15 protein-coding genes and 1 pseudogene are annotated in these 20,933 nt (G+C 66.9%); 5 read left to right on the top strand and 11 right to left on the bottom strand.

Annotation, left to right across the window (positions count from 1 at the left end):
• The 6 genes from IEW34_RS14595 to fabD form a co-directional block, all read right to left on the bottom strand.
• Complete coding sequence (locus tag IEW34_RS14595) at window positions 1-882, bottom strand: YicC/YloC family endoribonuclease (protein WP_188609943.1); 882 nt, start codon at window positions 880-882, stop codon at window positions 1-3.
• Between the two features lie 449 nt (window positions 883-1,331).
• On the bottom strand, window positions 1,332-2,720 hold the full coding sequence (gene mltG / locus IEW34_RS14590) for an endolytic transglycosylase MltG (protein WP_188609942.1): 1,389 nt from the start codon (window positions 2,718-2,720) through the stop codon (window positions 1,332-1,334).
• Between the two features lie 81 nt (window positions 2,721-2,801).
• On the bottom strand, window positions 2,802-4,067 hold the full coding sequence (fabF, locus tag IEW34_RS14585; protein WP_188609941.1) for a beta-ketoacyl-ACP synthase II: 1,266 nt from the start codon (window positions 4,065-4,067) through the stop codon (window positions 2,802-2,804).
• 182 nt (window positions 4,068-4,249) lie between these two features.
• Window positions 4,250-4,486, bottom strand: coding sequence for an acyl carrier protein (locus tag IEW34_RS14580; protein WP_188610282.1), 237 nt, complete (start codon window positions 4,484-4,486; stop codon window positions 4,250-4,252).
• Window positions 4,487-4,737: 251 nt separating this feature from the next.
• Window positions 4,738-5,475 carry a 3-oxoacyl-[acyl-carrier-protein] reductase gene (gene fabG, locus IEW34_RS14575; protein WP_188609940.1) on the bottom strand — a complete coding sequence of 246 codons (738 nt, stop codon included), beginning with the start codon at window positions 5,473-5,475 and terminating at the stop codon, window positions 4,738-4,740.
• 125 nt (window positions 5,476-5,600) lie between these two features.
• Complete coding sequence (fabD, locus tag IEW34_RS14570; RefSeq protein ID WP_188609939.1) at window positions 5,601-6,545, bottom strand: ACP S-malonyltransferase; 945 nt, start codon at window positions 6,543-6,545, stop codon at window positions 5,601-5,603.
• Between the two features lie 289 nt (window positions 6,546-6,834).
• On the opposite strand from fabD, the gene rpoZ reads away from it, so the two are divergent.
• The 4 genes from rpoZ to IEW34_RS14550 all read left to right on the top strand — a co-directional run bounded on the left by rpoZ (window position 6,835) and on the right by IEW34_RS14550 (window position 11,428).
• Window positions 6,835-7,236 carry a DNA-directed RNA polymerase subunit omega gene (gene rpoZ, locus IEW34_RS14565; protein ID WP_188609938.1) on the top strand — a complete coding sequence of 134 codons (402 nt, stop codon included), beginning with the start codon at window positions 6,835-6,837 and terminating at the stop codon, window positions 7,234-7,236.
• Window positions 7,237-7,703: 467 nt separating this feature from the next.
• Complete coding sequence (locus IEW34_RS14560) at window positions 7,704-9,893, top strand: RelA/SpoT family protein (RefSeq protein ID WP_188610281.1); 2,190 nt, start codon at window positions 7,704-7,706, stop codon at window positions 9,891-9,893.
• A gap of 54 nt (window positions 9,894-9,947) precedes the next feature.
• Window positions 9,948-10,532 carry an orotate phosphoribosyltransferase gene (gene pyrE / locus IEW34_RS14555; protein WP_188609937.1) on the top strand — a complete coding sequence of 195 codons (585 nt, stop codon included), beginning with the start codon at window positions 9,948-9,950 and terminating at the stop codon, window positions 10,530-10,532.
• Window positions 10,533-10,789: 257 nt separating this feature from the next.
• Window positions 10,790-11,428, top strand: a complete 639-nt coding sequence (locus IEW34_RS14550) for a LabA-like NYN domain-containing protein (RefSeq protein WP_188610280.1) — start codon at window positions 10,790-10,792, stop codon at window positions 11,426-11,428.
• 42 nt (window positions 11,429-11,470) lie between these two features.
• Here IEW34_RS14550 and IEW34_RS14545 read toward each other — a convergent pair whose 3' ends face one another.
• The 3 genes from IEW34_RS14545 to dapA all read right to left on the bottom strand — a co-directional run bounded on the left by IEW34_RS14545 (window position 11,471) and on the right by dapA (window position 16,001).
• Complete coding sequence (locus tag IEW34_RS14545; protein ID WP_188609936.1) at window positions 11,471-14,173, bottom strand: flavin-containing monooxygenase; 2,703 nt, start codon at window positions 14,171-14,173, stop codon at window positions 11,471-11,473.
• Between the two features lie 457 nt (window positions 14,174-14,630).
• Entirely contained in the window at window positions 14,631-15,101 is a 471-nt protein-coding gene (smpB, locus tag IEW34_RS14540) for an SsrA-binding protein SmpB (RefSeq protein ID WP_188609935.1), read from the bottom strand.
• A gap of 6 nt (window positions 15,102-15,107) precedes the next feature.
• Window positions 15,108-16,001 carry a 4-hydroxy-tetrahydrodipicolinate synthase gene (gene dapA / locus IEW34_RS14535; RefSeq protein WP_244641990.1) on the bottom strand — a complete coding sequence of 298 codons (894 nt, stop codon included), beginning with the start codon at window positions 15,999-16,001 and terminating at the stop codon, window positions 15,108-15,110.
• Window positions 16,002-16,294: 293 nt separating this feature from the next.
• Here dapA and IEW34_RS14530 point away from each other — a divergent pair, with 293 nt between their 5' ends.
• Window positions 16,295-18,619: a lytic transglycosylase domain-containing protein gene (locus IEW34_RS14530; RefSeq protein ID WP_244641989.1), complete on the top strand. Its 2,325-nt coding sequence runs from the start codon at window positions 16,295-16,297 to the stop codon at window positions 18,617-18,619.
• 87 nt (window positions 18,620-18,706) lie between these two features.
• Here IEW34_RS14530 and IEW34_RS14525 read toward each other — a convergent pair whose 3' ends face one another.
• Both IEW34_RS14525 and IEW34_RS30550 read right to left on the bottom strand, forming a co-directional pair.
• A complete protein-coding gene (locus tag IEW34_RS14525; RefSeq protein WP_188609932.1) occupies window positions 18,707-20,104 on the bottom strand; it encodes a carbohydrate porin in 1,398 nt (465 codons plus the stop codon).
• Between the two features lie 310 nt (window positions 20,105-20,414).
• Window positions 20,415-20,933 (bottom strand): annotated as a pseudogene (locus IEW34_RS30550) (porin); the annotation flags it as partial.

Raw genomic sequence — 20,933 nt, 5'->3', positions numbered from 1 at the left:
TTACTCGACGTTCTGGACCTGCTCGCGGAATTGTTCCACGACGCTCTTCAGCTCCAGCCCGATGGCGGAGAGCGACACATCGTTGGCCTTGGCGCACAGGGTGTTGGCCTCACGCGAGAACTCTTGCGCCAGGAAGTCCAGCCGCCGCCCGACGGCCCCGCCCTCAGCCAGCAGCGCCCGCGCCGCCGCGACGTGCGTGACGAGCCGGTCGATCTCCTCGCGCACGTCGGCCTTGGTCGCCAGCAGCACGGCCTCCTGGTGGAGCCGCTGCGGGTCGAGCGTGGTGGAGGCCTCGGTGAGCGCTGCAACCTGTTCAGCGAGCTTGGTGCGGATGGCCTCCGGCCGACGGGCCGGACATTGGTCAGCTGCTTGCGCCAGCTCGCGGATGCGCGCCAGTTGCCCCTCGAGCAGGGACAGAAGCGCACTGCCCTCCGCCCCGCGGGCTGCCGCGAGGGCCGCCACCGCCTGCATCGCGTCCCTGGTCAGCTCAGCCGTGATGTCCGCGGAGGTTTCTTCGTCGATGTCGACGGTTTCGACGACGCCGCGGACCGAGAGCAGACCGTCCAGCGTCAACGGTCCGACACCATCCGGCACATCGAGCTTGGCCAGCGCCTCGAGGATCGCCTGGGCCGCGGCGGTGTTGACGCGGACGCGGGCGCCGGTTTCGGACACCGACACGTTGAGCGCCACCTGGCAGCTGCCGCGACGGATCGCCTTGCCGATGGCCTGGCGCACATCCTCGCCGGCTGCCTCGTAGCCCGTGGGCACACGCAGGCGGATATCCAGGCCCCGGGCATTGACCGTCTTCAACTCCCATACCCATCGGTATGGGCCGGCGCCGCCCGCGACTCGAGCAAATCCCGTCATGCTCGCGATGGCCATCACATTCTACCGCCTTCCCATGAGTAAGCTCGCGCCTGGCGCAGGATGATTTTTCGGTAAATCGTCATCCCGCTCTATGTCTTTGTTCGAGCATGATCTATCCAAAAACCGGTGCGATCATGCTCTAGCGCATTTCCGCGGTTCTTCGAATCGCGGAAATGCTCTATCTATTTGTTTTGCCGCGTTTTCTTCACGCGAACCGGCGTCCACTTCGCTCGAAAACGCTCTAGCGCAATTCGCAATTGGGACGAGCATCATCCAACTGCGGAGATATGGTCACACTATTTGAATCCGAGCCGCTTCTCCTGCGACTGGGTGATTCCATCCAAGCGCGAAGCGCTTCAGCGTAGCCGGGTCGCCGGGCTCGAGATCAGCCGCGACGCAACGCCGACGGCGTCATCCGCGGCCCGCCTCTACGGACCGGCGATGGCACCGTCGAGACGGACAGCTCAGCGCAGCTTCGGGACCGTCTGGGTCGAGTTCAAGTCGTAGGTCTTGTTGCGCAGCGGATCGAGCTTGGTGCCTTCGGAGGCATCGAAGGCGCGCGGCCGCGCCATCCTCTCCGCCGGCGACCCGCCGCCCGTGGCGCCATCGACACCGCCGTCCACAGCCGACCGGTTATCGCGCGCGGGGCCCGCGCCAGGCCAGCCCGACGGTCCGGGCGCCGGCGCGGCCGGCGGTGCGGAACGGTCGACGTCGTCAGCACCGTCGCTGCTCTTGCGTGTCGCCTCGATCTGCCGCCAGCGTCCGACGTTGCGATTGTGCTGATCCAAGGTTTCGGAGAAGACGTGCCCCCCCGTGCCGTCGGCGACGAAGAAGACCTCCTTGGTGCGCGACGGATTGGCGACCGCCTCGAGCGCGGCACGGCCCGGATTGGCGATGGGGCCCGGCGGCAGGCCGTCGATGACGTAGGTGTTGTATGGAGTCGGCTTGGTGATCTCGCTGCGCTGGATCGCCCGCCCCAGCGTACCCTTGCCGCCCACGAGCCCGTAGACGATGGTGGGGTCGGACTGGAGCCGCATCCTCTTCTGCATACGATTGATGAAGACGCCGGCGACGCGCGGCCGTTCGTCCGCGCGCCCTGTCTCCTTCTCCACGATCGAGGCGAGCGTCACCAGTTCCTCGGGCGATTTGACCGGAAGATCCGGCGAACGGCGTGCCCACACCTCGGCCAGCACGCGTTTGCTGTCGGCGCGCATGCGGTCGATCAGTTGCTGGCGTGGCGTGCCGCGCGGGATCTTGTACGTCTCCGGCAGCAACGCGCCTTCCCGCGGGATCTCCTTGATCGTCCCGATCAGCAGGTCGGACTCCATCAGCCGGCCGACGACCTGCTCGCTGGTGAGCCCTTCCGGTATGGTCAGCGTGTGAAGCACCGACTTGCCGGCGATCAGGGTGTCCATCACAGCCCGGAGGCTCGCATTCTGCTTGAACAGATACTCGCCGGCCTTGATCTCGTCGCTGGTTCCGAACAGGTGAAGGCCGAGCAGGAACAGCGTCGGCTGCGCGATAACGCCCTCGCGAGCGAGCGTATCGGTGACCGCCTGGGAGCCGCCCTTGACGATAATCACCTTGTCCGACTGAAGCGGGCCCGGCGCGCGGAACTCATTCTTCAGCACATAGAAGCCGCCGGCGATGGCAATCGACGCGAACACGAAGAACGTCAGGAAGTTGCTCGCCAGATGGACCAGGCCGTTGCGCTCACGCGGCGGTGTCGGCGGCGGCGGCGGAACCGATTCCGGCCGGATCGCATCGGAAGGGCTCCTCAACGAGCGGATGCGCGACCCTCGTTCCTTCTTCGCCGCGTTGCCGCCGTCGGCTTTATCGTATGGATCGGTCATGCTGAGTCTGGTCGAAACCGCTCCTGCTAGCGCCGAACACGATTCAGGTCATTTCGGGCGCGGTTCCGCAGCGCCCGGCCGTCAGCTGTCTAAACGCCGGAAAATCACCGACGCATTCGTTCCACCGAAGCCGAACGAGTTGGATAAAGCAATATCCACCGCCAGGGGCTTTGCAACGTGCGGCGTCAAATCAATCCCGGTTTCGACCGAGGGCTCATCAAGGTTGATCGTCGGCGGTGCGATCTGATCCCGAATGGCCAGCACGGAAAAGATCGCTTCGACCGCGCCGGCCGCGCCCAGCAAGTGGCCTATGCACGACTTCGTCGACGACATGGTGAGCCGCGCCGCGGTGTTGCCGACCAAGCGCTCCAGCGCCTTGAGCTCGATCTCGTCGCCGACGGGCGTCGACGTGCCGTGGGCATTGACGTAGTCCACGTCGGCGATGGTGATGCCGGCGCGCTTGAGGGCCGCCTGCATGCAGCGATAGGCGCCGTCCCCGTCCTCGGACGGCGAGGTGATGTGATGTGCATCGCCCGACAGGCCGTAGCCCACGAGCTCGGCATAGATCTTGGCGCCCCGCGCCCGCGCATGCTCGAGCTCTTCCAGCACGACGATGCCGGCGCCTTCGCCCATAACGAAGCCGTCCCTGTCCTTGTCGTAGGGGCGCGAGGCGCGGGTCGGCTCGTCGTTGAAAGCGGTGGACAGCGCTCGGCAGGCGGCAAAGCCTGCGAGCGACAAGCGGTTGATCGGCGACTCGCTGCCGCCCGCCACCATGACGTCGGCGTCGCCGAACGCGATCAGGCGGCCCGCATCGCCGATGGCGTGGGCGCCGGTCGAGCACGCCGTCACCACTGAATGGTTGGGACCGCGCAGACCGTGCTTGATGGAGATATAGCCGGATGCCAGGTTGATCAGCCGTCCGGTGATGAAGAACGGCGAGACCCGGCGCGGGCCTTTCTCATAGAGTGTCAGCGACGCGTCGTAGATGCCGCCGATGCCGCCGATGCCGGAGCCCACCAGCACGCCGGTCGTGTTGCGCTCGTCATCCGTATCAGGGTGCCAGCCAGCGTCGTCCAGGGCCTGCTGGGCCGCCGCCATGGCGTATACGATGAAGGGATCGACCTTGCGCTGATCCTTGGGGTCCATCCATTGGTCGGCGTTGAACGTGCCATCGCTGCCGTCGCCGACTGGGATCTGGCAGGCCACTTTACAGGCCAGGTCCGACACCTCGAAACCCTCGACGACCCTGGCGCCGCTGCGGCCCGCGACAATACCTGCCCAAGTGTGCTCCACCCCACAACCGAGCGGGGTCACCATACCGAGGCCTGTAACGACGACTCGTCTCATCTTGTGTCCGTCAAACCCTTAAACGCCACGGGGGCTCGGGTCGCCTCCGTCAGGCTCGGCCCGAACCTCCATCGAGAACGTCTCCCACCCGAAGGTCGGGTTCCGTTCTCGCCGAGAAACATGGCCACCTTGCGGAATTCGCGCCTCGAAGCCCCCGATCACCACGGCGACAGCCGTCTTACTCAGGCCGCGTTCTTCTCAAGGAACTTGATCGCATCCCCAACGGTGACGATGGTCTCGGCCGCATCGTCCGGGATCTCGACGTTGAACTCCTCTTCGAACGCCATGACGAGCTCCACCGTATCGAGGCTGTCGGCACCGAGGTCGTCGATGAAGTTTGCGTTTTCGGTAACCTTTTCGGCGTCGACGCCGAGATGCTCGACAACGATCTTCTTCACGCGTTCGGCAATGTCACTCATCGTTGGGTCCTCGTTCATTGTCTCAATGGCGTGCGGCCGCCCGTTGTCGAGTGGCTTAGCCGGTTCGCCCGGTTGATGCTCTGGGTCGATGACGCCCCCGAGGCCCTCGACCGTCGCCACGTGCAAGCCCGTTTTCGGCGGCGCCGTCAAGTGCCGGACCCGAAACTTAGCTCCTGTTAACACACCGATCTCGCGCTGACGAGGGGCGCACGGCACCCTCGATCATCGTCCGCGCAAGCCAGCTAAGTACCTTAGAACATTGCCATTCCGCCGTTGACATGGAGAGTCTGGCCGGTCACGTAGGCGGCTTCGCTCGACGCCAGATAGACGACCGCGGCAGCGACGTCGTCGCCGCCGCCGAGCCGCCCCGCCGGGACGTTGGCAAGGATGGCCTCGCGCTGCTTCTCGTTCAGCGCATCCGTCATCGGCGACGTGATAAAGCCCGGCGCGACGCAGTTGACGGTGATCTGCCGGCTGGCCACCTCGGCCGCGAGCGCCTTGGTCATGCCGATCAGGCCCGCTTTCGACGCCGCGTAGTTGCCCTGGCCGGGATTGCCCGTGGACCCCACCACCGAGCCGATGTTGACGATTCGCCCAAAACGTCGGCGCATCATGCCTTTGACAGCGGCGCGCGACAGCCGGAACGAGGCCGTCAGATTGACCGCGATGACGTCGTTCCACTCCTCGTCCTTCATGCGCAGGAACAGGTTGTCCCGCGTCACGCCCGCGTTGTTGACCAGCACATCGAGGCCGCCCAGCGCAGCCTCTGCTGCGGGCACCAGCGCCTCGACCGAATCAGCGGAAGACAGATCGGCCGGCACCACATGGACGCCGCCGCCGAGCTCTGCCGCCAAGGCCTCCAGCGCCTCACGGCGCGTGCCCGACAGTACCACCTCGGCTCCCTGGGCTCGCAATGCCCGCGCAATCGCGCCGCCGATGCCGCCGCTCGCTCCCGTTACCAAGGCCTTGCGGCCACTCAAATCGAACATCGTCGATCCTCCGTGCCTGGGCGCTGCCCGCTCGCCAGACATCTCTCACCAGCCAAGCTCTCATCGTCGTCCGCCGACGGTCTGGATCGGCCCGTCGCAGGACGGGAACCGCCCCCGGGCACGCCTCAGCGGCGGCCGGCGACGAAGCCGGCGACATCGTCGGCCGTGCCGATCGAGGTGCATTTGGCCCCGGTCGCGATGCGCTTCGCCAGCCCGCTCAGCACCTTGCCAGCCCCCACCTCATAAAATGATTCAACTCCGGCGGCGGCCATGGCGCCGATGCATTCCCGCCAACGCACAGTGCCCGTCACCTGCGCCACCAGGCCGTCACGGATTGCCGCCGGGTCGCTCACCGGCTCGGCCGAGACGTTGGCAACCAATGGCACAAGCGGCTTGGCGATCGTCACGCGGCCGAGCGCCTCGGCCATGGCGTCGGCGGCCGGCTGCATCAGCGCGCAGTGGAACGGTGCCGATACGGGCAGCATGATGGCCCGCTTGGCGCCGCGCGCCTGCGCCAGCGCGATGGCCCGCTCGACGGCGGCGCGATGGCCGGACACGACGACCTGGCCCGGTCCGTTGTCGTTGGCAGCGGCGCAGACCTCTCCTTGTGCGGCATCCTTGGCGACCGCTGCGGCATCCGCATAGTCGAGGCCGAGGAGCGCCGCCATGGCGCCGGCTCCAACCGGCACGGCCTTCTGCATCGCCTCGCCACGAATCCGCAGCAGGCGCGCCGCGTCGGCCAGCGTCAGGCTGCGGGCGGCGGCAAGCGCCGCGTACTCGCCGAGCGAGTGCCCGGCCACGAAGGTTGCCTCGCGCCCCAGATCGAGCCCCGCTTCCGCCTCGAGCACGCGAAGCGCCGCCATGCTGACCGCCATCAGCGCCGGCTGCGTGTTGGCGGTCAACGTCAGCTCGTCGAGCGGCCCCTCCCACATCAACCGCGACAGGCGCTGGCCCACGGCGTCGTCGACTTCCGCGAACACCTCGCGCGCCGGGCCGAAGTTGTCGGCCAGGGACTTGCCCATTCCAATCGCCTGGCTGCCCTGTCCGGGAAAGGTGTAAGCCGCCGTCATCGTCGTCGTATCCTCCCTGCCGCCTGCGGCTCCTGCGCCCTGCGGCTGCGCCCGCCGGGCGCGCGTCGTCTCGTGGCGGACCTGGGGGCCGGCCAATGGATCGCGGGCAGTGGCACCGGGGTGCCGGCGCTGTCAAGCGAATGCTTGGCGGACGAAGGCGGCGCCAAGGCGGCCCGCCTCCGCGGCGCCTGAGCCAGCCGTTCGCCGTCGCTCTTGCGCAAACGCCGGACAACCTATAAATCTCGGCAGGATTCCGACAATCTGTTCACCTTCGAGAAGGAGCCCGCGCATGGCTCGCGTAACCGTCGAAGATTGCATCGACAAGGTCAACAATCGCTTCGAGCTGGTCCTGATCGCTGGCCACCGCGCGCGAATGATCTCCTCCGGCGCGCCGCTCACGGTGGATCGCGATCGCGACAAGAACCCGGTCGTCGCCCTGCGCGAGATCGCGGATGAAACCATCTCGGTCGAGGACCTCAAGGAGGACCTGATCCACTCCCTGCAGAAGCATGTGGAGGTTGACGAGCCCGAGGAGGACACGGTGCCGCGCCTCGCGGCCATGGGCGCTGCCGCAAGCCAGGGCCGGGCCGACGAGGACGTCCAGGAGTTCGACCGCATGAGCGAGGAGGACTTGCTGCGCGGCCTGGAAGGTCTGGTGCCGCCGGCCCAGACGGAGGAAGAGGAAGGCTGAGCGGCCGCCTTCCGTTGCAACAAAAGCCCGGCTCAGCCGGGCTTTTGTTTGCCGGGACGCCGAAGCCGCGGGCGTGACGGCGCAGCCCCGAAGTCGCCTTGGAGCCCTGATAGGTAGTGTCGCGATCGGACGAGGTCATCCGATCGCGTCGAAATGTTCAAGTCTTTGAATCTGGAACACTTCCCTTCGTCCGATCGATTCCCCCCGATGGGCCGGCGTCTGGCCGCTGATCGATCCCCGCGACGAAATGGCGGATAACCATGATGGGACGCGCAGCTTGTCCTCCATGGGTGGTGAAGGGATAGTGGACGATGCCGACCGCTGCCAAGAAAGCCGCACCAGACAAGCCCGTCGCAGACAAGCCCGTCGCCGTGACCGCTGCCCTGTCCAAAGGCGCGCCGCCGGCGCCCGAGCGCACGGCCGAGGCGCCCGCCGCCGAGGCGCCCGCGCCGCGGCCGCGCCCCCTCATGCGTCAGTACGAACTGGTCGAACGGGTCAAGAGCTACGATCCGCACGCGGACGAGGCCCTGCTCGATCGGGCCTACGTCTACGCCATGCGCGCGCATGGCAGCCAGATGCGCGCCTCGGGCGATCTCTATTTCAGCCATCCGCTGGCGGTCGCCGCCATCCTCACCGATTTGAAGCTTGACGATGCGACCATCGTCGCGGCGATCCTGCACGACGTCATCGAGGACACCGACGCCACGCGCGAAGAGATCGACCGGTTGTTCGGCGCCGAGATCGGCGCCCTGGTCGACGGTCTCACCAAGATCAAGAAGCTCGACTTCGTCTCCAAAAAGGCGACGCAGGGCGAGAACTTCCGCAAGCTGTTGCTGGCGATCGCGGCCGACGTCCGCGTGCTGCTGGTGAAGCTTGCCGACCGGCTCCACAACATGCGCACCCTCGACCACGTGCCGCCGGCCAAGCGGTTGCGCATCGCGGAGGAGACGCTGGACATCTATGCGCCGCTGGCCGGGCGCATGGGCATGCAGGAGATGCGGGAGGAGCTGGAGGAACTGTCGTTCCACCACATGAAGGGGGACGCCCAGGCGACCATCCGCAAGCGCTTGGAAGAGGTGGTCAACAAGAACGAGCGGCTGATCGAGCAGATCGAGACCGACCTCAAGGCAAAGCTCGCCGAACGCGGGATCGAAGCTCGGGTGCTCGGTCGGCGCAAGTCGCCCTATTCGATCTTCCGCAAGATGGAACGGAAGTCCGTCGCCTTCGAGCAGTTGTCGGACATCTTCGGCTTTCGTGTCATGGTCCGCAGCATCGACGACTGCTATCGCGCGCTCGGCATCGTTCACACGACCTGGCCGATGGTCCCCGGCCGTTACAAGGACTACATCTCCACGCCCAAGCAGAACGACTACCGGTCGATCCACACGACCGTGGTCGGTCCCGGCCATCAGCGCGTCGAGCTTCAGATTCGCACGGCCGACATGGACAGCGTGGCCGAGCTGGGCATCGCCGCCCATGCCCTCTACAAGGAGGGGCTGAATGATCCCTCGGCCCTGGCCAACGAAAGCCGCGCCTATCGCTGGCTGCGCAAGACCGTCGACCTGCTGGCCGAAGGCGACAGCCCCGAGGAGTTCCTCGAGCACACCAAGCTCGAGCTGTTCCACGATCAGGTGTTCTGCTTCACCCCGAAGGGCCGGTTGATCGCCCTGCCGCGCGGCGCCACCCCGATCGACTTCGCCTACGCCGTCCACACCGATGTCGGCAACACCGCGGTGGGCTGCAAGATCAATGGCCGGATCTCGCCCCTGCTGTCGGAGTTGCAGAACGGCGAAGAGGTCGAGATCATCCGCGCCAACGGCCAGGTGCCGCCGGCGGCATGGGAATCCCTGGTGGTGACCGGAAAGGCCCGCGCCGCCATCCGCCGCGCCTCGCGGGCCGCGGTGCGCAAGCAATATGCCGGTCTGGGACGGCAAATTCTCGAGCGCGCCTTCGAGAGGGCGGGCAAGAGCTTCGCGGAGGACAAGCTGAAGGGCGCCCTCCCCCGCCTGGCGCGCGCCTCGATCGAGGACGTGCTGGCGGCGGTGGGCCGGGGCGAGATGTTCTCGGGCGATGTGGTGAAGGCCATCTTCCCCGATTATCAGGACGACAAGCGTACCGCCGGCACGCCGCCGCCAAGCGGCTGGTTTGGTCTCGACAATGGCCGCAGCGTCAAGTTCCGGGTGCCGACCAACCCCGACCATATCGCGCCGATCCCGATCAGGGGGCTGGGCGGCGATCTGCCGGTGCGCTTCGCGCCCAATGGCGGCGCGGTCCCGGGCGATCGCATCGTCGGCATTCTGACTCCCGGGGACGGGGTGACCATCTATCCGATCCAGTCGCCGGCCCTCGCCGCGTTCGAGAACGAGCCCGAGCGCTGGCTCGACGTCCGCTGGGACGTCGATGGTCGCCAACGTCAACGCTTTCCGGCGCGCATCAGGCTCAAGTCGATCAACGAGCCGGGGAGCCTGGCGCAGATCGCGCAGGTGATCGCCGACCACGATGGAAACATCGAGAACGTCGCCATGGTGCGGCCAACGGCCGACTTCACCGACGTCACGGTCGACCTCTCCGTCTGGGACATCAAGCACCTCAACAACATCATCGGCGAGTTGCGAGCCAAGCGCGTCATCAACAGCGTCGAGCGCGTCACCAATTGAACCGGCTGCGACGATGGTCGATAGGTAGCCGGAGGGCTGTCAGGAGCGCGTGCCGTGACCCAGGATGATGTATTGGCCGAATTCCGCGAGGCTGGCGCCCTGCTGGAGGGACACTTCATCCTCACCTCTGGGCTGCGCAGCCCCCTGTTCATCCAGAAAATGTTCGTGTTCATGGATCCCGTGCGCACCGAGAGGGTGTGCCGGGCCCTGGCCGAGAAGGTGCAGGCGACCTTCGGCGATATCGACCTGGTCGTCTCGCCGGCCGTGGGCGGCATCATCCCGGGCTACGAGACGGCCCGTCACCTCGGCGCAAAGGCGGTGTTCGTCGAACGCGAGGGCGGCCAGTTCGTCCTGCGGCGGGGCTTCGAGATTCCGGCCGGAGCCCGCGTGCTGATGGTCGAGGACATCATCACCACCGGCCTGTCGTCGCGCGAGTGCCTGCTGACCATCAAGTCTCACCCTGGACAGGTGGTCGGCGCCGCTTGCCTGATCGACCGCTCCGCCGGCAAGGCCGATCTCGGCGTGCCGCTCGTCGCCCTCGCCTCCTTCGAGGTGCCGGCCTATCCAGCGGATCAACTGCCTCCCGAGCTGGCTGCGATCCCGCCGGTCAAGCCCGGCAGCCGCAGCCTCGGCGCGTAGTCCTGGCGCATCGGCCCGCGCCGGGAAAGAACCTTCCAAGCGCCGGCACCGATCACGCACGCGATCGGCCCTAAAGCGCGCGGTCGCGCCGCCGTGCGGCCCAGATGAAGATGGTCGGTCTGCGTCGCATCTTGTTGCGTACGTTGTTCACCGGACGCGAACCTGCTATCCGAATCATAGATTGCAGCGGATCCTCAGCCTTGGTGCGGGCCGCGGAGTCCGCGAGCTTTGCGCAATATTTCAGCGTCAGGATTTCCATGGCCAGCGATCATCGGCTTGCTTTGTTTATCGACGGCGCCAACCTCTATGCGACAGCAAAAAGTCTTGGCGTCGACATTGACTACCGCAGACTTCTAAAAGAATTCCAAAGCCAGGGCACCCTCGTCAGGGCATATTACTATACTGCGATGGTGGATGATCAGGAATATTCATCCCTGAGGCCGCTGGTCGATTGGCTCGACTACAATGGATATCGGGTCGTAACCAAGCCGACCAAGGAGTTCGTCGACGCGACCGGGCGGCGCAAGATCAAGGGCAACATGGATATCGAGCTCACGGTGGATGCGCTGGAGCTCGCACCCTACCTCGACCACGTCATCCTGTTTTCCGGTGACGGCGACTTCCGCTCGCTGGTCAACGCCTTGCAGCGCAAGGGCCTGCGCGTCAGCGTCGTGTCGTCGATCATGACTCAGCCGCCGATGGTAGCGGACGAGTTGCGCCGGCAGGCCGACGAGTTCGTCGATCTCGCCAGCTTGATGCCGCGGATTGGCCGTGACGCCGGCGAGCGACCGCCCCGTCCGGCCGCGGCCGAGCGCAGCGCCGGCGAAGGCGAGCGGCCCCGCGGCCTGGAGCGCCGCTACGGCATCCGCCAGGCCGACGACGAACCCAATCCGTGAGGCAGGCCGGGGCACAGCGCGCCGGCCTGCCTCGCGGGCACCTTATGCCGCGCGGTCCGCGGCGGACGCAGGCTGCGCACCGCCGGTCATGGGCACGTGCGCCGACCACGTGCCGTCGTCCGGCCGGGGACCGCGCGGCGGCGGCCCCGAATCGGCCGGCAGCCCCGCGAAGCCGCGCAACGCCTGCGCCATCTCGGCACGCCCGGCCACGCTGGTAATGGCCACGTCGACCATGGTGAACGACGAGTGGAAGTGGCCACGGGCCTGCAACTGCGTGACAGGCACGCCGGCGGCCGCCAGGGCCTCGGCGTAGGCGACGCCTTCATCGCGCAAGGGATCGAACTCGCAGGTGACAACGAATGCCGGTGGCAGTCCCGCGAGATCGCCGAGCAACGGCGACGCCCGGGGATCGTTGCGCTCGGCGCGATCGCAATACTGATCCCAGAACCAGTGCATCAGCGGTCGCGTGAGGAAGTAGCCCTCGCCGTTGTCGCGGTAGGAGGCAAGCTCGCGACTGCCGTCGGTGACCGGACAGATCAACAGTTGCCCGGCGACCTGCGGACCGCCGCGATCCCGCGCCAGCTGGCTGGCGACGGCGGCGATGTTGCCGCCGGCACTCCAGCCGGCGACCGACACAGGCCCTGCCCCGCCGCCGAGCTCGGCGGCGTGACCCGCGACCCAGCGCAAGGCTGCGTATCCGTCTTCGGCCGCGGTCGGGAAACGGTGCTCGGGAGCGTGGCGATAGTCGACGCTGACGATGATCATGTCGCTGCGCCGGCACAGGTCGCGGCAGAAGGGATCATCGGACACGTGGTCGCCGAGCACCCAGCCGCCGCCATGGTAGTAGACGACGAGCGCATGCGGTCCAGGCGTGGCGGGCCGGTACAGGCGGTAGGCAAGCGACCCGCCCGCCGTCGGCAGCGTGCCATCGACCACCTCGCCCACCGGCCGGCCGGCGGGACGGGCAGCGTTGAACTCGGCCACGAAGTTGCGAGCCCCTTCGGCGCCCATCGATTCGATCGGCGGCAGGTTCATGTCGGTGAGGGCTTGCAGCACCAGGCGCACATCCGGCTGCAGGCGAACCACCTCACCATCATTGCATTGCGGCGCAACGCCAGGGCCCGACAAGCGGAAGCCGAGCATATCGCGGCCGGCGACCTCGTTGCAGATGCTGCGATACGGGCCGACGCCGCCGGTATAGGGCATCACCCCACGCGGCTTGCCGGGCACGTTGGCCCCCGTGTACCAGGTATTAGCCAACCGATGCAGCGTCATCGCCGAGCAGTCCTGAAGATGGCGCATCCAACCCGCCTGGGCGGTCTGCGTCGCCTCGATGGTCGCGAAGCCGGCCTCCCTCAGTGCGACGAGACGGTCGACGATCCAGTCGACGTGCTGCTCGATCGAAACGGCCATGTTCGACAGCACCGACGGGCTGCCGGGGCCGGTGACGAGGAACAGGTTCGGGAACCCGGCGACAGTCAAGCCGAGATAGGTTTGCGGCCCGCCGGCCCAGGCGTCGGACAGCGCGATGCCGCCGCGGCCGGCGATCGGATGGAGCGCGAGCACGGCGCCCGTCATGGCGTCGAAGCCGGTCGCGAACACGATCACGTCCACGTCGTAGGAGCCGTTGGCGGTCTCGACGCCGGACGCGGTAATGGCCTTGATCGGGTCGCGCCGCAGGTCGACCAGGTCGACGTTCGGTCGGTTGTAGGTCGCGTAGTAGCCGGTATCGAGGCAGGGCCGCTTGGCGCCGAAGGGGTGGTCGTACGGACACAGCGCCTCGGCAGTCGCCGGATCCTTGACGACCGTCCGGATCTTCTCGCGGATCAGCTCGGCCACCAGCGCGTTGCCGTCGGCATCGACGCCGGCGTCGGCCCACAATTGGGTGAGCGCGACGATGAGGTCGCCGGCGGCCCATGCCTTCTCGAAGCGCTCGCGCCGCTCGCCATCGGTCAACTGCCAGCTGAACTCCGTGGCCGGCGGCAGTGGCACGCCCCCCATCGACCAGCGCGCTTCCTCGCGGAAGCCGGCCCGATCGGCCGCGAGCCGAGCCGCGCGCTCAGGCAACGGCGGGCCATTGTGAGCGGGCAACGCGAAGTTCGGTGTCCGCTGGAACACGGTCAGGTGCGCCGCCTGCTCGGCGATCAGCGGAATCGCCTGAATCGCCGACGAGCCCGTGCCGATCACGGCCACGCGCCGTCCCTGCAGCGCCGCGCCCTCACGCGGCCATCGACCGGTGACATAGACGTCGCCGCGGAAGACCTCGCTGCCCGCGATCTCGGGCGGCTTGGGCGCCGACAGGCAGCCTGTCGCCATGACGTAGAACCGGCACGACACCGGGTCGCCGTTGCCGGTCGACAGGTGCCACCGCTCCTCGCCCTCGTCCCAGCGTGCCGCCGTCACCGGGGTCGAGAAGCGGATGTCGCGCCGCAGGTCGTAGCGCTCGGCAACGAAGCCCAGATAGGCCAGAATCTCAGGCTGCGTGGCGTATTTCTCCGACCACTCCCATGCCGCTTCCAGCTCGGGATCGAAGGAATAGCTGTAGTCGGTGGTCGCGATATCGCAGCGCGCACCGGGATATCGGTTCCAATACCAGGTCCCGCCCACGTCATCGGCCGCCTCCAGCGCAACGGCGGAGAACCCCGCTCGGCGAAGGCGATACAGCAGATAGAGGCCGGCGAAGCCAGCCCCCACCACCGCCACGTCCACCTGCTGTATGCTGCTTGCGCCCGCTGCGTTCGCCATGGCTTTTCCTTCCCATTCATCGATATTTGTTGTGGCCCGGCAGCGTCGCTGCGCTGCCGTGGGTAGATCCCCATCACGCCGAAACACCAGGTCGCACCCTGGAGCGCTTCGAGCACCGCGGCATGGCATCGAGGGGCGGCCGGACGCCTGTTCTGGCGCTTCCGGGCCGGCCCGGCTCGATGACGATGACCCCGTCGGGACCGCTACTATACCGTGATGGTCGAAGGGCAGGAATACGCATCGCCCAGGTTGCCGGCCGAGCGGCAATGGCGTGGCACCGGCCACGCTGCCTCGCGCGCGTATTGGATGCGCCGCCGGCGCCCAAACGCGGCCTCGCTGACAGCGGGGCTTTCAGGGAACCGCGTCGGACTTGCGAGCGGGACGGCGAGACCAGGCTCTGTCCTGCACCGGCTCGGGCGGCCGGCGCCGTGGGCGCCTCACCCGCGCCGCGACGCTCTCATCCCTTGTCCCGCAACAGGCGCGACCGCTCGCGATCCCACGTCCGCTTCTTCTCGGTCTCGCGCTTGTCGTGGAGGTTCTTGCCGCGACCGAGCGCCAATTCCACCTTGGCCCGGCCATCGGTGTTGAAGTAGATGCGCAAGGGGACGACCGTGAAGCCCTCGCGCTGGGTCGCCCCGATCAGTTTGTTGATCTGCCGCTTGTGCAGCAGCAGCCGGCGTGGACGCTTAGTCTCGTGGTTGAAGCGGTTGGCCTGGAGATACTCCGGGATGTAGGCGTTGAACAGGAAGATCTCGTCTCCGGACGGTCCGGCATAGGCGTCGCCGATGGTTGCCTTGCCGCTCCGCAACGACTTCACTTCAGTGCCGGTAAGCGCGATGCCCGCCTCCAGAGTATCGACGATCTCGTAGTTGAAGCGAGCCTTTCTATTGTCCGCGACGACCTTTTGCCCGCCCTTAGGTGCGTTCATTGCGCGTCACTGATTGATCAAGGCGGCGTGGATCATGGCGGAACGGACAGCGGAACGGCTCGCCTCCGTGAGCGGCACCATCGGCAGCCGCGCCTCGTCCGACATCCGCCCGAGCACCGACAGGGCGTACTTGGTCGGAGCCGGGTTGGGCTCGAGGAACAAATTGGTATGCAGCGGCATCAGCCGATCCTGCAGGCCTAACGCCTCTCCGAAACGGCCCGCCATGCAAGCCTCCTGGAATTCGCTGCAAGCGCGCGGCGCCACATTGGAGGTGACTGAAATGCAGCCGTGGCCGCCATGCGCCATATAGCCCAGCGCCGTGACGTCCTCGCCCGAGAGCTGGTTGAAGTCCGGCCCCATGGCCTGGCGCTGCTGGCTGACGCGCGCAATGTTGGCGGTCGCATCCTTGACGCCGGTGATATTGGCCAGCTCGTAGAGCCGCTTCATGGTGTCGACGCTCATGTCGATCACCGACCGGGGCGGAATGTTGTAGATGATGATCGGAACGCCGATCGCGTCGTTGATCGCCTTGAAGTGCTGGTAGAGCCCTTCCTGGTTGGGCTTGTTGTAGTAGGGCGTGACGACGAGAACGGCGTCCGCCCCGGCCCGTTCCGCGTGGCGCGCCAGCTCGACCGCTTCATGGGTGTTGTTGGATCCCGCGCCTGCAATCACCGGCACCCGGCCCTTCGCTTCTTCGACGCACCATTCGACGACCTGACGATGCTCGTCGTGCGACAAGGTCGGGCTTTCGCCGGTCGTGCCGACGGGGACCAGACCGTGCGTGCCGTTCTCGATCTGCCAGTCGACATGCGCGCGGAACGCCTCCTCGTCCACCTTCTCGCCCTTGAACGGGGTCACGAGCGCGGTGATCGAACCCTTGAACAGGCGGTGCTTGGCCATCACGGTCCTCGGCATTCCACGGGGCAAGGCCGCTGAGCGCGCGTGCCCGATATGAGAAAAGTAACGATGCGCGGATATTAGTGGCTAGGCCCGGGCTTCGCCAGCGCGGCGGCCGCTTTCTCGCCGAGCTTGGCGAAGCAGCCTTAAGGCTTTCGGTCGGTGCCGCCGCGGCTCGACATAGCAGGCTTATTCTCGCCTCAACTTTTTGCCATCTGCAGCGGGGGCACGGGGCATGGGCACTACCATCCCGATCCGTCACATAGCGGCTCCTCACGATCCGTGAAAGGGATTGCTTGGCCGAGCGCGGGAAAAAGGTGAAGGGCAGGAAGGCGAAGGCGAGCCGGTCTGGCCGCGCGCGCCTGCCCCGATGGGCCAGGGTCGGCGGCGCCGTCGCCGTCGCCAGCGTCGTCCTGCTCGCCGGAGTGGGCATCGTGGACCGCACCGAGCGCAAGCCATGGCGCACGGCGATTGCGCCGGTAACGCGCACGCCGCTCAGCAAGCCACCGTCCGAAGCGGCGGCTCCTACCCGTGCCAAACCCACTGGCACCCCCGCGGGTTCCATGCACGGGCTGGCCGCGGAGACACAGCCGCTCGTTCCGCTGCCGCCGGCAGCGGAGCCCTTGCCGGCGGATCGGCCCCTGGATACGCCGCCACCGCCGGCCGGCGTCGATATCGCCGTGCTCAAGGGGGCTATCGACAGCTATCGCCGCGGAGACGTTCCCGCCGGCGATGCCGCCAAGGCGGCACTCGCCGATCGGGCGGCGCGATCGCTGCTCGAGTGGGTCGCGATCCGCACCAATGGCCGCGGTGTCGGCCTGGACCGGCTGGTCGCCTTTCTCACTGCGCATGCGGATTGGCCGGGCGCCAGCCTGATCCAACGGCGGGCAGAGGAGGCGCTGTATTACGAAAAGCGGTCGACCGCGACAGTGCTGGCGTTCTTCGCGACGCGCCGGCCGGTGAGCGCCCAAGGGCGCATGGCGCTCGCCAACACGCTTCGATCGCAGGGCCGCGAGGCGGATGCCAGCGAGTTGATCCGTGCCGTCTGGCGCGAAGACACCCTGTCGCAAGAGACCGAAAAGGCCCTGATGGCCTCCTACCCGGCGGTGCTGAGCAAGGCCGAGCACCGCAACCGGATGGAATACTTCCTGTTCAAGGAGCAGTGGCAACCGGCCCTGCGCGCGGCCGGCTACGCGGGCGAGGACTACGTGAAGCTCGCCAAGGCGCGCATCGCCGTGGTCGGACGCAGCGGCAAGGTGCAGGCCGCCCTGGACGCGGTGCCGGCGGCGCTGCGCAACGACAGCTCCTACAGCTTCTCGCTGGCCCATGTGCTGCGCAAGGCCGACAAGTTCGCAGAGGCTGCCAAGATTCACGCCTCCGTCAGCCGCGATCCGGCGGTGCTGGTCGACGGGGACGAGTGGTGGGCCGAACGCCGTATCTTGGCGCGCAAGCTGCTCGACAATGGCGAGGCCAAAGCCGCCTACGATGTGGTCGCCGGCCACGGCGCCGAGAGCGACCGGCACGCCATCGAGGCCGAGTTCCATGCCGGCTGGATCGCGCTTCGTTTCCTCAACGATCCCAAACTCGCGGCCGAGCGCTTCGCTGCCGCAGTCGACAAGGCCGAGACCCCCGTGTCGGTCGCGCGCATCGCCTACTGGGAAGGGCGCGCCGCCGAGGCGCTCGGCGACAAGGCCAAGGCGCGCGCGAACTACGAGAAGGCGGCCGGCTACACCACCACCTACTACGGCCAGATCGCACGCGTGAAGATCGGCCTCGATGACCTGCCGCTGCGCACAATTCCCCGGCGCGGCCCAGATCCGGCTGACAAGCTCGAGCCACTGCGCGGCCTGCGGCTGCTCTATGAGGCGGGCGCCAAGGACCTCGCGACGCCGCTGTCCACGGGGCTGGCGCAGACGCTGACCGACCCCGAGCAGCTCGATGCGGTCGCCGCCATTGCGGCTGGATTCGGCGATGCGCGCGCCATGGTGCTCATCGGCAAGGCTGCCATGCAGCGCGGCTATCCGCTCGATCTGGCAGCCTTTCCGCTGATCGGGCTGCCCGACTACGAGGTCGTCGGCGAGCCGGTGGAAAAGCCGATGGTCTACGCGATCGCCCGCCAGGAGAGCGTGTTCGATCCGGGCGTCATGTCCCATGCGGGCGCACGCGGGCTGATGCAGCTCATGCCGGCCACCGCCAAGAATACGGCGACGCGTGTCGGCATCCCCTTCGATGTCGCGCGCCTCACCGCCGATCCGGCCTACAACGCCAAGATCGGCGCTCGCCACCTGCGCGAACTCCTGGAGGAATGGCGCGGCTCCTACATCATGGCGTTTGCCGCCTATAACGCGGGCGGCGGCAACGTGCGCAAGTGGATCAAGGCCTACGGCGACCCCCGCCTCGGACAGATCGATCCGGTGGACTGGGTCGAACTGATCCCCTTCAGCGAGACGCGCAACTATGTGCAGCGTGTCATGGAGAACCTGCAGGTCTACCGTCATCGCCTCGGCGTAAAAACCTCCACGCTGATCTCGGAGGATCTCCAGCGCGGCGCGCGTGGCCAAGAGCACACCGATTCGGCGCGCCAGGTGAAGGCCACCACCGAGACCGCCTCCAACCCCTGACGGGCGCGGCGAAGGCAAGCGCGCCCGGCGGGGCGCCATCACGGATCAGGTGGAACATACTCCCTGTTCGACGCGTCAGGGCCGCGGTCAGTACCGGATACTGGTCCGCACGCCGACGATCAGGGCATTCTTGATCAGTTGCGCCGGATCGTAGGGATTGAGGGTCCGTCCGCCCGGATTGATCACGTATTGGATGTCGGGCTGAATCGTCCATCCCGGCGCAATTTGAGCCTGATAGGTCGCCTCGATAAGTGCCTCGTAGCGACGCGTCGGCGTGTATGTGCCGGTGAAATAGAACGTGTCGCGATCGGCTAGCTGGGCGTCCGGCGAAATGCCGGCGTAGGCGACGGCCACGCCGAAGGTATCGTTCGGGCGGGAAGCGATGAGGCCGTTGAGGCTCACGCCCGCGTCCACATAGAAGTTGATGAGATTGTGGCTGCCAGGCGACACCCCGCCCCGCATGAAGATGCCGACGCCGCCACTCTCGGACCCCGGTAGCCGGTAGACCGTCTGGTCAAGGACGCCATAGACGCCCCAGTCCCCGCGATTGCGGCGTGCAATGCCGTCGCTCGCGGGGTCCGCAAGCGGCAGGCCGTCCGCTGCGATCCGCAGGTTGTCGAAACGATTGGAGTTGTACCAGGCCCCCAGCTTGATGGTTCCCGGCAAGCTCGCGAGGTCCTTGGCGTCCCCATAGCTGTAGGTCGCCTCCGCGATGGCCAATGTGCCGGCGAAACGTGGCATGCCATAGCGGTTGCAATTCTGCGGGTTGTCCTGGAGGCAGGAGTTGCCCGCCGGATCGCCCGTGTAGATACCGGCACTCACGGTGAGATTGTCCGAAGCGGTCCAGCGCCAAAGCGCCGCCGGGCCCGCCAGCGGGTAGGCAGGGGCACCCGCCGGCATGTCGATGCCGTTGATCGTCGGCCAGCCGAACGTGCCGCTGATGAACAAGCCGGCATTCTGGCTGACCCAGAACACCGAATCGATGGCGAGCTGGCCCACCCGCAGCGACATCTTCTGATCGAGAAACGACTGCTCCACCCAGAACTCGAACAGGCGCCAGGTCGGCGTCGCCTCGGCGTTCGTGATCGTCATCAGGCTGCCGACGTTGCTGGTGAGCCCTTTGCCCTGGATGTTGAAGGCACTGGCGCGGAGGGTGGCGCCGCTCCACCCGGCGAGCTTCGCGAGGTCCGCATCCAGGGAGAACTGGATACTGCCGTCGTAGGCGCCGCCCTGCCGGATGCCGCCGGTCGGGTTGCCGAGAAAGTCGCCGATATAGGACAGGTTGTAGTTGATGCCGCGGCCCCACAACCAGGTCCGCGAGCCGCCGATGTCACCCCAGGCGCCCAGGGCCGGGCCGACCGACGGCGGATCCTGCGGGTAGCCCACGGGCCTCTCGGCGGCTGGTTGAGCTGCGGCCTGCGCCTTGGCCGGCTGCACGGCACAGGCGCACAGTCCGGCCAGCATTACCGTGGTCGTGAACCGCATGGTGCACCTCGCGCGGCAAGAGACCTACAGGTGCTGCGGTGCAGGGTCAAACCGAAACGGCGCCGGCAGCCGTGCCGAAAAGCATAGCCACGACACTGGCTTGGCGAAGGTTTCGAACGCCTCCGAGGTCATCGGGTCGATGGCGCTGCCCTGGATTGACGAGCGCTCCGTATTAAAAGTTCTATGAGGATTTCGCCATTGGATGGTCCGATGGCGACATGCTTGAGGCACCGCCTCCTGCGGCGGACAAGGAAAAAGCCCCGGCCTTTCGGCCGGGGCTTCTTGATCGTTGCGTCAGGCGTGCTGGCGCTTAGAAGGTGCGGTCGATACGGAAGCGCGTCAGCCAGTTGTCGTCGAAGCTGACGGTCTTGCCGGTCAACGTGCCGTACTTGTTGTTGTCGATCACGCGGCCCTTCGGGTCGATGCGCTCGTAGAGAACTTCCACACCAATATCGAGGTCCTTAACCGGCGACCAGACCAGGTTGGCCATGGTGACGATCTCGTTGAAGCTCTTGAAGGCGGAGTTCGTCGCCCCTGCCGTCGCCGAGCCAGCCGTCACGATGCCGGCCGAGTTGGCGTAAAGGTTGCCCAGGGGGCCGGCTGTCCGAGCCGCGCCCGGATAGTCGAGCTGACCGTAGGTGAAGACGAAGCCCGACCGCCATTGCGGCGCCCAGTAGTGCAGGAAGGCCGCAGCCACCGACCAAGACGTCGTCAGCTTGATGTCGCCGCTGTTCGGATCGACATAGCCATCGAGCTTGTAGAGGCCCATGCGGGCACCGCCGCCGATGCCACCCTCGACCGCGCTGTCGCGGCCAATCGGGCCGTCGAT

This window comes from Chelatococcus reniformis (assembly GCF_014640075.1).
Lineage (GTDB): Bacteria > Pseudomonadota > Alphaproteobacteria > Rhizobiales > Beijerinckiaceae > Camelimonas > Camelimonas reniformis.
This window is presented reverse-complemented; position numbering and strand designations above follow the sequence as displayed.